We start from the raw sequence: 13,166 nt of genomic DNA, 5'->3' as shown, positions 1-13,166 counted from the left end.
CGCTGTTAGTTCAAACTACGACGAAGTTCAGCCCGGAAAATTCCGCGCGCCCGGGAAAAATTACGGAACCCGACATGCGCGCGAAGCCGACCCGAGAACATGCTAGCCGGAACATCCGCTTCCGGGGCAAAGTTTGCCTCTATGGCCGTCATGCGGCGCCAAGTTGCCCGCTCTGCCGGCCAGCTCAAGCGGCAGTCTGACCCGTTGCCGACGTCAGCCCGGACAAATACCAGTCGCAGGGTCTCCAGGAAGGAAGAAGCTTCGCCGCTCACAAGGAGTGAGTTCGCGTGGCACGGTGCGCCGGGCGAAGTCTATGAGGTCGCTGGGTGTCTGGAAGACTCGAACGATACGGACTCTTTCTTCGCCGGAAATAATTGCGACCTGGGTGCCGTCGGAACTGAAAGCGGCGCGTATAAGGCTCGGTCGAACGGTCGCTTCGTCCTGGCTGGCAAGGACGGCAATCTGGCGCCCCGATTGCGTCGCCCATAGCCTGACCGTGCGATCTTCGGACGACGCGGTCACGACATACAAACCACTGGCACTGAACTGGGCACTGTCCACCGGGCCGCTGTGGCCCCTAAGAACGGCCTTTTCCAGTCCGCCAGGGACGCTCCAGATCCGCACGGCTCCGTCGCGTGAGGCAGTCAGCAGCGACTGACCGTCCGGGCTGAAGGCGACCACCGTCACCTCGTCGGTATGTCCATGTAGCGTTGCGACGTTTGCTCCGTCCGTGGTCGACCAAATTCGGGCCGTGTGGTCGCGTGAGCCCGTGGCGACCAGTTGACCGTTCGGGTTGAAGGCCGCTGCCGTGATGCGATCCCGATGCCCTACAAGAGCCTTGAGCTCAGCCCCGCCCGGCTTCAGGAGGTGGCCCGCATTGTCTTCCCTGGCAGCGAAGATCAGACGTCCGTCAGGGCTAAGAATGGGCTGCGGCAGCTTGCTGCTTGTATTGATGACGGCCAACTCGGTGCCGGTCGCCGCGTCCCACAGCTGGGCGGTACCGTCGATCGATGCGGAAACAAGCGATTTGCCATCGCGACCAAACTGGATCCGGATCAGGCCGCCATGTGATCGGAACCGGGCGGTCTCGAATCCCCTGGCCACCTCCCAAATTCGGACCTGGCCCTCAAGAGATGCCGTCGCGACGTGTCTTCCATCGGGACTGAACGTCGCGCTTTGAACGATCTCATGGGTATCGAGCCGGATTATCTCGCGCCCGCTCACAACATCCCACAGATGCGCCGCGCTGTCGCCGCCACCGGTCAGCAGGTGGACATTGTCGGGACTGAAGACCGCGAAGGTCGGCCGATATTCATGAGAGAGCGTGGTCGTCAGGGCGCCGTCGACATCCCACAGCCGAGCGGTGCCATCGTGTGAAGCCGTGAGAAGAATGTTGCTGTCAACCGGGCTGAATTCCAGATGCTCTACCAAAAAGTCATGACCGGCGATCGTCATGACCTGCGAGGCTCGTTCAACGTCCCAGATGCGGATCGGCCCATTGACCGAAGCGGTCGCCAGGAAGCGGTCGTCCGGGGTGAAAGCACCGTTCATCTCCTCATCGCGTTCATCCGCACCGATATCGGCCAGCTTCAAACCCGAAACCTCCTGGCCGAGCAGGCCATGCAACGTTCCTGACGCTCCATCCCAAATCCGGGCCGCGCCATCGAGTGATACCGTGGCGATTCGCTGACCCCCGTGACTGAAAATCACGCCGTTCAATTGCGTGTCGCTCTTGTGGCCGGCCAACTTTGCGATCTCCGTCCCTTTCGACACATCGTAAAGGCAGGAAGTACCGCCGAATGAAAGCGGTGACCACGGGCCAGCCAGCAGCCGGCTTCCGTCCGGGCTGAATGCCAGGCCGTAGGGCAGGAAGTTCATTCGGATGGACCGAGTCAGTGCGCCATCTGCGGTGTTCCAGATCGAAACAACGTTCTTACGTGCCGTCGCGAAGCTGCGACCGTCCGGACTGAAGTCAGCCCGTGCATATCCGTCGCTGCTCACACTCAGGACTTTCTTCCCCGTCCGGGCGTCCCAGAGCACAGCATCGCTGTTTTCCCCCGCCGTCAGCACCTGGTTGCCATTCGGGCTGAAGATTGCCGTTGGATAATTACCGACCGGCTGCAGGATGGAGAGCTGTTCTCCCGAGATGGCGTTCCAGAGGCGCGCAGTGCCGTCCCTCGCGGCCGTCAGGATACGGCTGCCGTCCGGGCTGAATTCAGCCCTCTCCACGGCCCCTTCATGACCTCTTAGAACTGCAGTTTCGGCACCGCTGGAGATGTCCCAGACGCCTGCAGTTTTATCATAGGATGCAGTGACGATGTGATCGCCGGTCGGATTGAACGCCGCATCCGTAACGCCGGCGCCATGCCGGAAGATTTTGATCTGGTGGTGCGCCAGCAGGGCCTTGTAGAGGGCTGCCTCCGCTTCAAAGAGATATGGCCGCTCGGACTGGTCTTTCGAGGACAGTGCTTCGAGCGCCAAGAGGATCGCAGCCTCGGTGTTGCCCGTCGCCGTGGACTGCTGCGACAGAAACGAAAGCGAAAGAGACTGGTTACGCAGCGCCTGGTCGCGTTGCCACCTTGCTTCCCCCTGCGCCTTGAAGGCGACCAGTGCGCCTACGCCCGCCAGGAGAGCGAGCATTATCGCCACAATCGCGGCATTGCGCGTACGTCGGGCAAGCCGGTTTGCCGCGGCAGCCGCGAGGCTCCGGCGCTCGGCCTCGCGTTCCAGGCGCTCGCGTTTTGCCTCTTCGGCGGCCTCGATCAGTGCCAGCTCTGCCTGCCGGTCCTTCTCCTCTCTCTGCTGATGGGCGCGCAAAGACGCCTCGATGTATTCAACGACGTCATCGTCGACCTCCTCGCGTCTTGACAGCAGCAGCTCTTCGCCCTCCGCGAGACGTTTGCCGGACGGAAGGAGGAGCTCTCGATTCCTGCTCTCCAGGTGCCAACGGTGGGCGTCGGCCCTGAGGCGGTCGCGCGTCGCGAGGAAGTTCCGGTTTGCATTCACAATGTCACCGGCGCGCGGCCAACGGCTCAACAATGCTTCATGGGCAACGCGGACGAAGACATGCCCCCCGCCGTCCTCATCGCTGACGAGGAGCCGTGCGTCGATAAGGGCCCTGACGAGGGCCGATCGCGCGGGAGTGCCTGCAACTTCGGTGAGCAGGGCCGGACGTGCCGTCACCGTTTCATCGCCGGGACTCGCTGTGGTGAGTGCGCGCAGCACCGCGGGTAAGGCCTCCTGGATCTCGGGCGCGAGCAAGTCTACGACTTCATCGGCGCGGCGCGCGATTGCGCCTTCGAGCCCGCCGAGCGCACGATAATGTGCAAAGGTGAGAACCCGGCGCTCGCGGCCGGCCTCGTACAACGCGTCGAGCACAAACTCGAGAAGCGGCAAAGATCCGGGATCGGCAGCTGCTGCCTTCTGCAGCACATCATCGAGCCGCCCCAACTCGGCACTCTCCTCGAAGCGGAGTCCGGCAACGCCCGCCGGTTCGCGGATGATCTGCGCGATCTCAGGGCCAGTCGGCGGCAGGAGTTCGTAACTGGCGAGGCCGTCCTTGAGCGCCGAGAAACCGGGGATCTCACCACAGCGGTGAAAGAAGTCCGAACGGATCGCCGCTATCACCCAGACCAGTCCGCTCGCGGCTAGCGCCGCCATGAGCCGCACAAGGGCCTCGCGCGTCGCCAGCTCCCTCTCCGTCGTAAACAGCTCCTCCAGCTGATCGATGGCGACAAGCAATCTGATCTGCGAGTGGGCCGACCCGGCGGCCTTCGCAAGTGCCAGTCGCACCATCGCCAGCGCCCGATCCGGCACGCTCCTGCAGAGCAGGGCAAACTGCGCGGCTGTTACTTCGCAGGACAGCTCCGGCACAGCAGTTTCGCTAAGCAATGCTGCAGCCAGCACAGCGAATGCATCCGGCCCTTCGGAGAGGCGGATCAGGCAGCGGCGCCACAAGGATATGCCCGCCACGGCTCCAGGCCGGGTCAATGACGGCAGCAGGCCAGCGCGCAGGAGGGAAGACTTGCCGCAACCGCTCATTCCGTAGATGAGCAGGAATGCCGTTCCGCTGGCTGCCTGCTGCTCCAGTCTTGCAGTGCAGGCAGCAATCGCCCGCGCTCGGCCGAAGAAGAGGTCGGCATCTTCGAATTCGAAGGCATCAAGACCGCGAAATGGCGATCTGACCGGCTGCTCCGAAGCAAGGGGTACGCGGTAGATGCGCAAGGCGTGTGCGACGTTCTTCAGCTTGTGCTCGCCGAGATCGAGGAATTCCAGCGAGAGCCGGTCTTGAGCCTGGGCATGGACCGCCTCCGTGACGCAAATCCCGCCCGGTCGCGACAAGGTTTGCAGATGAGCGACGACCTCGACGGCCTCGCCCGCGATGTGGTCACCCTCGGCGACGACATAACCCAGGTGAACGCCGATGCGGAAGCGCAGTCGCTTTGTCTCGGGAACGTCGAAGTTCCGCCGATCGACCTCATGCTGGATCTCGCTCGCACACCGCATCGCCTCGACAGGGCCAGTGAACTCGGCGACCACGCTCTCTTCGGAGTTCCAGAACCCGCGACCCGCATGTTGAACCAGCAGCCGATCGATAATCTGCCTGTACGCCCGGAAAGTTGCAGCAGAGATCCACCCATCCTTGCTTGTCGGCCGGCCCTCAGCGGCCATTTCGGCGGCCAGGATGGTGGCCATTTTCGGTCCGGCATTTGAGGGAAGGACCAACCTGTAACCGCGCCTCGGCACTGTCTGCACGACGGTCTGCCGATCGTCGTTGAGCGCCGAACGTATCTCGTGAATGCATTGCACCAGGCTGTCATCGGTCACGGCTATTCCGTTCCAGACTGCATTCATCAGGTCGTCTTTGGTGATGACGCGATCTGCGTTTTCCAAAAGGTGACGAAGCACTGCGAAGGCCTGGTGGCGTAGTGCGATTGTCCTGTTGGACTTGTCGCGCAACGTCTCCCTGCTCAGATCGGCGGTAACGCCGTTGAGTACGAACGTCGTGGGGCGCGAGCTATTCAAGCCGGTTCCCTCAAGCACGAAGCCGCAGTCCAATGCTTCGATCTTAGCACGGTTTCGCACTGCGAAGAGTCATCACCAACCAGACCGGCGGGGAGCGCAGATTTCGGCGAATGATCGGAAGTCGTTCGTGACCCGGGAGGCGCCTCGGACCGACAGTTGCTTTGTCAGCGAGAGGCTCGCCATGGACGACTTGGTGCAAATTGCTCGATGTGCGGGTGGAAAATCGGTGCTGCGGCTCGCGGGGGTCTGCCTGCTCACTCTGTTGTTCGCGATCGCGTCACCGGCTCAGTCGACCCACCGTCCCGTGGACGATCTGGCCGAAGTCGATCTGCAGTTGATCCTTGCCGTGGACGTCTCGCCCTCGATGAGCAAAGTTGAGCAAAAAGTGCAACGCGACGGCTACGTCGGGGCCTTCCGCCACGCGGACATCGCGAGGGCACTCAAGTCGGGAGAGCGGGGCAGAATCGCAGTGCTCTATCTGGAGTGGGCAGGGCCACGTCAGCAAACAGTCGTTATGCCGTGGACAATTGTCGAAAGCCTCGACGACGCTCTGACTTTGGCAGACAGGCTCGCGGCGCTGCCGTTGACTGAAGGCCGTGGAACGTCGATTTCCGGCGCATTGTCGGCCGCGCATGTTCTGTTCGCGAAGAGTGGCTTGCGCAGCCCGCGCAGGGTTATTGACGTATCCGGCGACGGACCCAACAATGCCGGTCTACCGCTTCAACTGGTGCACGACGCACTCACAGCCGGCGGCGTGACCATCAACGGACTGGCGATCTCACTGCGCGCAGCCGACACACTCGACAGCTTTGGGCCGCACTTTATCGAGCTGTATTACGAGAGTTGCGTCATTGGCGGTTCTGACGCCTTCGTTGTCGCCGTCGAGAACACGGCCGGCTTTGCGAACGCCATTCGCAAGAAGCTGGTTTATGAAATAGCCGGTTTGCCCGCTAGCGTGCAGCCCGCAACTTATCGGAGCCACTCACGACCGGTCGTCGATTGCGACACGATCGGAGAGACGCCCGGGCGATAGAGGGTCACCAAAAAAAAATCGAGTGACTTCACGACTGCCCCGGCCGGGCTGGTGCCCGAGGCAACCTACGATGGGTGCATTGCTTGCGAGTTCCTATCCGCCTAAGTGTGGCCTAAGTCGCAAATTATTGGCTTCAGAAGCAGGGCCTCGGGCTTCATTGACGCTGCGACCAACACCATATGCTGGTTCATAGCCCTCCAAAACGAGAGAAGCTTGCCCGGCGGGGTCGCACCGCGGCCGTCGGCCGGCAAAGGCTATGAACTAGGAACCTGAAAATCATCATGCCTAAAAATATCAGATCAACTTCGAGAGACGTCCCCCTCATTCAGTTGGGTGTCTATCAGTGCCGCTTCCCGGTGAGCGAAGACCCCTCAGTACCCGGCGGTTACCGTTTTTGTGCTGGGCCAACTTCGCCGGATCGCGTCTACTGCGATCACCACCACAACATTGTGACCGCCGTGGACCCGCGTCGGGCCCGTTCGGGTCTCCATTTCCCTCAACGACGCGCCGCTTAGGCTACGTTTTGGTGGGATGAGCCCTCCGCGCCCTGGCGGCCGGCGTTTCAGTTCAACGAAGCGCGACCTGTCAGACTTGAGGACAGCCTCAGCGAAGTCCGGCATTTCCAGACCTTGGCGCACCTTAGTATCAAGAGCCTGCTCGGGTCGTGGGGCGCCATCTAGCAAAAGCGTTGCCCTCCGTAAGAACTAGCGTCCGCCCTCTCCGTGCTATAAAAATGGACCACCGACGCCGACCTCGACGCCGTCCTAAGGCCGACCGCCATTTCAGCATGCCCAAGGACGTATGTGCCGCACATGGACTCAAGCCACCCGCCCGCACATCCGTTGTTTGGATTGACCCGCGAGGAGGGATCAGCATGTCAGAACGTCTCAACATAGGCCCGCTGCAACCTGGCGAAACGGCGCCCAATGTCGTGCTCGACGCGATTACCCGCGAGGGCAAGATCGCCATCGACGATTTCCGAGGCGAGAAACCAGTGCTGGTTGGGCTGTATCGAGGTCTCCATTGTCCTTTTTGCAGGCGCCATATCGCCATGCTTTCGCAACTCACCCCAGCCCTCAACGAGAAGGGCATCGAAAGCCTGACAGTGGTCAACACGCCCATCGAGCGGGCGCGCCTCTATCTGCGGTACCATCCGATGCTCGGCCTGCTCGCGGCATCCGATCCGGAGCGGGCTTCACACCGCGCCTTTGGATTGCCGAATATGCAGATCACCGAAGACGAGAGCGCATGGCCGCAAAAGGTTTCGATGAGCGATGTGAAGTCGATGCGGGTCGACTTGCCGGGCGAGATGCCGGAACCGATGGACCCGTTTGCGGCGCTCGAATACCTGAACAAAAAGGACAGCTACGATATCACGGAAGCGGATCAACAGATGATGGCCACCGGCATTGGGCAGCTCGTCGGCCAGTTCTTGCTGGACCGCGATGGCGTCGTTCGCTGGACTTCCAACGAGGTGCTCGATGGCGGCCTATTCGGTGCCCCGAACACTCAGGAGCTGATGTCGGCAGCGTCGCAAATCGGAAGGTAAGGCGCGGCTTCGGTAGGCGGGGTTGGGCGCAGGATTACGCGAAGTTGGCGGCCGTCGCCTGATAGGGCCCCACAATCGGCACCGCTCCCGCCTGCCGATGAACCCGGAGGGGCGAGGGGGTCGTCCGGCTTCCCCTGCTACCTTCTTTCGACGGTTCTCAGATGCGCCAGCATCGCATCTGTCGCACCTTCCGGATCGCGGCGAACCAGACAATCCAGGATTGCCTGGTGCTCGTCGCAATACCCCAGGCGGCGTTCCTCCGAGAACGAGCGCTTCTTCATTTCGAACCAAGGGGACTGGTTCGAGGCGCTTGAAACAGCAATGAACCATTTGGCTCGCGTCGAACGACAGAAGATTTGGGCAAGCACTGGCGAGCGCTTTTATGGCCTGTAGTGACTTGGAGGATCTTACCAAGTTCCTGCACGGCGATTGCGTCGTGTTCCGCTCAGCCATAGCAACGCAGGCGGAATCGGCAGTTTAATTGGCGTGGGGAAAGGCGGTAGCGCTCTCCCGCTACCATTTGATCAACAATATCAATCAGTTACGTGACTATCCGCTACCGTCAGCCACACTGATTACTCTCACGCACATCCACGCCACGAACCCGCCAGTCGCCCCGTGCAGACAAACGAGGCTCGACAACAGTGCCCTACTCGGCAGCCATTGCTAGTCGCTGTTCCGGTTCTTCTGTCAAAGCCTCCTGGATCTCATCCGCGGTCGGCTTGATTCGGAACCACGCGGTGTAGAGCGCAGGAAGGAAGAGCAGGATCAACACCGTGCCGGCCGCCGTTCCCCCGATCAGCGTATAGGCCATCGATCCCCAGAAGACAGAGTGCGTGAGGGGGATGAAGGCCAGCACGGCTGCAAGTGCGGTCAGGATGACGGGCCGTGTGCGTTGCACCGTGGCCTCGATGACAGCGTGATAGTCGTCAATGCCGGCAGCACGGTTCTCCTTGATCTGTTCGGTCAGGATCAGCGTGTTGCGCATCAGGATGCCGGCCAGTCCTATCATGCCCAGAATGGCGTTGAACCCGAAGGGCTGGTTGAAGATGAGCAGCATCGGCACGACGCCGACAAGGCCAAGCGGCGCCGTCAGCATGACCATGAACATCGTCGAGAAGGATCGCACCTGCAGCATGATGACGATCAACATGGCGGCTATCATAGCCGGGAAGACCTTGCCTAGCGCGGTGTTGGCCTTTTCAGACTTTTCGATTGATCCGCCCATTTCGATGCGATAGCCGACCGGAAGGGACGCAATCAGCGGCTGAAGCGCCTTCATGATCTGCTTGGAGACCTCCGGGGGCTGGGTCGCCTCATTGATGTCCGCGCGGATCGTGACAACGGGCGTGCGGTCCCGGCGCTTCAGGATTGGCTCCTCCTGACGGATTTCCGAATGCCCGATCTGGTCGAGCGGAATCGAGCGGCCATCTCGGCTCACGAGTGAGAAATCCGCCAGACGTGCCGGATCCAGCCGCTCGCCGCCGGCGCTGCGCGCCACGATGGGGACATTGCGAATGTCCTCGCGGACCTGGGTAACGGGGATGCCGGTGAGAAGGAATTGCAGTTGCTGAGCCACCTCCGCAGGCGAGAGGCCGATGAGATTCAGCCGATCCTGATCCGGGACGAAGCGAAGCACGGGCGTGCGATTGCCCCAGTCGCGGTTGGCCTGCCGCACATCCGGAACGCTCCGCATGATGTCGAGGGCCTTTTCGGAAATGCTGTAGAGTTGCGTGGAATCGGGTCCCATGACCCGGAACTCGACCGGGAACGGTGTGTAGGGGCCGAACACGAGCTGCGTAACGCGGACATACGCCTCGGGTGCAAGACCCTGCGCCACCGCCTCTCGGAGCCGGTTCTTCAACGCCTCACGCGCCTCGGCGTCCGGGGTCAGCACGACGATCTTGGCGAAGGCGGGATCAGGAAGCTCCGGGGCCATCGCGAAGAAGAAGCGCGGAGCGCCCTGACCGACATAGCTCGTGACGATCTTGGCCTCGGGCTGGCTGTCCAGCCAATTTTCGAGCTTCTCGACCGCCGCGGTCGTCGTCTCGATGCTACCACCTTCCGGCAGGCGAACCTCCACCAACACTTCGGGACGGTCGGATGTCGGGAAGAACTGCTGTTTGACGCCGGCCATACCGACGACGGAAAGCGCGAAGGCGATGCCAACGATACCGCAGGTTACGAACTTATGGCGCACGGCAAACGTGATGGCCCGCCGCAAACGTCGATAGTTACGCGTGTCGTAAATAGCGTGGTGACCGCCTTCGACCGGTTTGATCGCGGGCAGCATCCTGACGCCGAGATAGGGCGTAAAGACCACCGCTACGATCCATGAGACGATGAGGGCGAACCCCACGACCCAGAAGATGTTGCCGGCGTATTCGCCGGCCGTCGAGCGCGCAAAACCCACCGGCACGAATCCGGCAATCGTCACCAGGGTTCCCGATAGCATCGGCGCCGCAGTGTGGCTCCATGCATAGGCCGCCGCCTTGATGCGGTCCATGCCCTCTTCCATCTTCACCACCATCACCTCGATGGCGATGATGGCGTCGTCCACGAGAAGACCAAGCGCCAGGATGAGGGCGCCGAGCGTGATGCGATCGAAGAACCGGCCTGTTTCCAGCATGATGAGGAACACGACGGCGAGCGTCAGAGGGACGGCAGCCGCCACGACGATCCCGACGCGCCAGCCCATGCTGATCAGGCTGATCAGCAGCACGACGCCGAGCGCCATAGCGAACTTCAACATGAATTCGTCGACCGCCGAAGTGATGTTGACGGCCTGATCGGACACCTTGTCCAACGTCATGCCAAGCGGCAGGGTCTGTGCGATCGCGGCAGTCTTGTCCTCCAGTGCCTTGCCGAGCGCGCGACCATCCCAGCCCTCCTGCATAACCGCCGCAAGCATGATGGTGGGCTCGCCCTGGCGCCGGATGAGGTATGTGGGAGGATCCTCATAGCCGCGGCTGACCTCGGCGATGTCGGAGAGCTTCAGCGTCCGCCCCCCCGCGACAATCGGCGTGTCGGCGATCGCCTGAACGCTGTCATAGGCGCCGTCGACCCGAATGAAGAGCCGTGGCCCCATTGTGTCGATCGAACCTGCGGGCGTGACCGTGTTCTGCCGCTGCAAGGCAGCGACGATGTCCTGTGCCGACACGCCAAGGGTTGCCAGCTTGGCGTAGGAAAACTCCACGAATATCTGTTCAGGACGTTCACCAAGGATATTGATCTTCTTGACGCCGGGCACGTGCAGGAGGTCCTGGCGGATCACCTCGGCCTGCCTCGCCAGTTCCCGCATCGGCATGCCTTTGGCCTTCAGCGCATAAAGGGCGAAGCTCACATCCGAATATTCATCGTTCACGAAGGGGCCGAAGACGCCGGGCGGCAGGTTGCGGGCTTCATCCCCAGCTTCTTGCGAGCCTGGTAGAACTCCTCCTGCACGGCTGATGACGGTGTGCTGTCCTTGAGCGTGACCGTCATATACGCATAACCTGGCCGTGTGGTCGTCTCCACCCGGTCGTACCAAGTCAGCTCCTGAAGGCGCTTCTCCAACGGTTCGGCGACCAGGTCCTGCATCTCGCGCGCCGTCGCGCCCGGCCACGCCGTCGTGACCGTCATGGTCTTGATGGTGAAGCTAGGGTCCTCCGCCCGGCCGAGCATCAGGAAGGCGTAGGCGCCGGCAGCCACCAGCAGAAGGATGAAGAACAAGGTGACGGCGCGTTCGCGAACAGCGATCGCGGAAAGATTGAAGCTCATCAGTTGCTCCCACTTTCGGACTCAGTCCGAACGAGAGCGCCTTCCTGCAGGAGGTGGGCGCCGAGCGACACAATAGGAACGTTGGAGTTCAATCCGGAGATCACGGCGGTTTCGCTGGTAACACGAACAAGCTGGACGGGCTGAAAGTGTACGGTTGAGGTGGCGCTGTCCAACACCCAAACGCCGGTCTTCCGGCCGTCATCAAGCACGGCTCCCAGTGGCACCTGAACCTCCGGCTGTTTCACCTGGCTTGCGAGCCGAATGGTTACCGTCGCGCCAAGCGGTGCCGTGGCAGCCTCGCCGTCTAGCACATAGCGCGCCTCATACGTGCGGGTCTGGGCATCGGCGGAGTCCGACAGCTGCCGTAGATGCGCTGAATAGCGGCGCTCATCGCCACCATACACGCTGGCCTCGGCTACAGAGCCTATCGCCGGCCGGATCGTTTCGGGAAGCGCGACAACCGCTTCGCGTGGGCCGGCCTTGGCGGTCCGGATCACTGGCTGGCCGGCAGCGATGACCTGCCCCGGCTCGCCTAGCGTTTCAACCACCGTTCCATCCGCGTCCGCCAACAGAACTGCATAGGCCGCCTCGTTCTCGGCGACCCGTGCGTCGGCTTCGGCGGCGGCAAGTTGCGCTTGGGCAGTATCCAACGCAGCTTTCGCTTGCTCGTAGCGCTGCCTTGGAACCCACCCACTGGCGAGCAAACTGGCGTACCGCCGTTCATCCGGCTCAGTCTGAACGACTGTTGCATGCGCAGCAGCAACGGCATTGCGTTTCGCCGAAAGCGCAAGGCGCAGATCGGTATCGTCGATTCGCATCAGCGGCTGACCGGCTTTGACCTCCTGACCGACGTCCACCAACCGTTCCACGATCTTGCCGGGAACCCGAAAGCCGAGATTGCTCTGCACCCTCGCCGCGATGACGCCGGTGAAGCCGCGCTCTGATCCGGTCACTGGCGCTGCCGACACAAGTCGGACGAAAGGCGCTTCCTGCCTTGGGTCGGTCACCAAAGGAGCCTCCTGCGCAGGAGTGGCAAACGTGGCGAATGCCGCCGCCCATGACATCGCCGTCAGGGTCGATCCCAATACGATAACGGTTCTCTTTTCACGCTCGTCGCCCCATCTCAAATTAGATTGCGTTCGACTTCTATATCGATTATAGATTGCGAACGCAATCAAAAAGGAGACCGATGATGCGCGTGAGCCGAATTCAAGCCGCGGAAAACCGCGAGACCGTCATCAATGTCGCAAGCCGCCTTTTTCGCGAGCGCGGCTTTGATGGCATCGGCCTCAAGGATCTGATGAAGGGTGCCGGGCTGACCCAGGGCGCTTTTTACAAGCAATTCGAGTCAAAGGACGACCTGGCGGCGCAGGCGTCCAGGCGGGCGATGGAGAGCGCCACCCAGCGATGGTCGGTCGCGACTACGGCAAACCCTGAGGACCCGCTCGACGCAGTGACCTCATTCTATCTCAGCATGGGCCATCGCGGAGAAAGGATGGACGGCTGCCCGGTCGTTGCGCTCGGCTCGGATGCTGCCAGACAGGGCGCCGAGGTGAAGGCGTCATTCGAGGCCGGGATCAGGGAATACCTTGAAATGCTCGGCAGTTGGGTTGGCGGGGCCGACAATGATGAGGCCGGCGGCAAGGCCAAGGCCATTCTCTCGACAATGGTCGGCGCAGTGCTCCTCTCGCGGGTCGTCAATGACCCCGACCTCGCACAGGCTTTTCTGGATGCGGCGACCGATCAGGTTCGCGAAGCAGCCCGCGCTTGAACGGCGGGCGCAGTGCTGGTGCCGCACTC

The 13,166-nt window shown here is 61.9% G+C and carries 7 protein-coding genes and 1 pseudogene; 4 read left to right on the top strand and 4 right to left on the bottom strand.

What is annotated here, in order from left to right; translation table 11 throughout:
• Positions 1-213: 213 nt before the first annotated feature.
• Complete coding sequence (locus AC0V8S_RS11945; RefSeq protein WP_475437790.1) at positions 214-5,025, bottom strand: nSTAND1 domain-containing NTPase; 4,812 nt, start codon at positions 5,023-5,025, stop codon at positions 214-216.
• Between the two features lie 181 nt (positions 5,026-5,206).
• Here AC0V8S_RS11945 and AC0V8S_RS11940 point away from each other — a divergent pair, with 181 nt between their 5' ends.
• The 3 genes from AC0V8S_RS11940 to AC0V8S_RS11930 all read left to right on the top strand — a co-directional run bounded on the left by AC0V8S_RS11940 (position 5,207) and on the right by AC0V8S_RS11930 (position 7,607).
• Positions 5,207-6,058, top strand: coding sequence for a DUF1194 domain-containing protein (locus tag AC0V8S_RS11940; RefSeq protein WP_183462595.1), 852 nt, complete (start codon positions 5,207-5,209; stop codon positions 6,056-6,058).
• A 281-nt stretch (positions 6,059-6,339) separates the two neighbouring features.
• Positions 6,340-6,573 carry a GcrA family cell cycle regulator gene (locus tag AC0V8S_RS11935; protein WP_183462597.1) on the top strand — a complete coding sequence of 78 codons (234 nt, stop codon included), beginning with the start codon at positions 6,340-6,342 and terminating at the stop codon, positions 6,571-6,573.
• 359 nt (positions 6,574-6,932) lie between these two features.
• Complete coding sequence (locus tag AC0V8S_RS11930; RefSeq protein ID WP_475438607.1) at positions 6,933-7,607, top strand: peroxiredoxin-like family protein; 675 nt, start codon at positions 6,933-6,935, stop codon at positions 7,605-7,607.
• 137 nt (positions 7,608-7,744) lie between these two features.
• Here the strand turns inward: AC0V8S_RS11930 and AC0V8S_RS11925 are convergent, their stop codons facing one another.
• From AC0V8S_RS11925 to AC0V8S_RS11915, 3 genes and pseudogenes are all read right to left on the bottom strand, one after another.
• The gene (locus AC0V8S_RS11925; RefSeq protein WP_244661844.1) at positions 7,745-7,975 is read right to left on the bottom strand and encodes an FCD domain-containing protein; all 231 of its coding nucleotides are present in this window, start codon (positions 7,973-7,975) and stop codon (positions 7,745-7,747) included.
• A 281-nt stretch (positions 7,976-8,256) separates the two neighbouring features.
• A pseudogene (locus AC0V8S_RS11920) lies at positions 8,257-11,366 on the bottom strand (efflux RND transporter permease subunit).
• Positions 11,366-12,430, bottom strand: coding sequence for an efflux RND transporter periplasmic adaptor subunit (locus AC0V8S_RS11915; protein WP_475438606.1), 1,065 nt, complete (start codon positions 12,428-12,430; stop codon positions 11,366-11,368). Before AC0V8S_RS11915 ends, AC0V8S_RS11920 begins: the two are co-directional and overlap by 1 nt.
• Before the next feature lie 128 nt (positions 12,431-12,558).
• On the opposite strand from AC0V8S_RS11915, the gene AC0V8S_RS11910 reads away from it, so the two are divergent.
• On the top strand, positions 12,559-13,137 hold the full coding sequence (locus AC0V8S_RS11910) for a TetR/AcrR family transcriptional regulator (protein WP_475437789.1): 579 nt from the start codon (positions 12,559-12,561) through the stop codon (positions 13,135-13,137).
• The last annotated feature ends 29 nt before the right edge of the window (positions 13,138-13,166 follow it).

It is taken from the genome of Mesorhizobium oxytropidicola, from assembly GCF_056174625.1.
This window is presented reverse-complemented; position numbering and strand designations above follow the sequence as displayed.

Coding starts and splice junctions, on each gene's coding strand:
- AC0V8S_RS11930 (WP_475438607.1), top strand. CDS start 6,933: ATGTCAGAACGTCTCAACATAGGCCCGCTGCAACCTGGCGAAACGGCG.
- AC0V8S_RS11910 (WP_475437789.1), top strand. CDS start 12,559: ATGCGCGTGAGCCGAATTCAAGCCGCGGAAAACCGCGAGACCGTCATC.
- AC0V8S_RS11940 (WP_183462595.1), top strand. CDS start 5,207: ATGGACGACTTGGTGCAAATTGCTCGATGTGCGGGTGGAAAATCGGTG.
- AC0V8S_RS11935 (WP_183462597.1), top strand. CDS start 6,340: ATGCCTAAAAATATCAGATCAACTTCGAGAGACGTCCCCCTCATTCAG.
- AC0V8S_RS11915 (WP_475438606.1), bottom strand. CDS start 12,430: ATGTCATGGGCGGCGGCATTCGCCACGTTTGCCACTCCTGCGCAGGAG.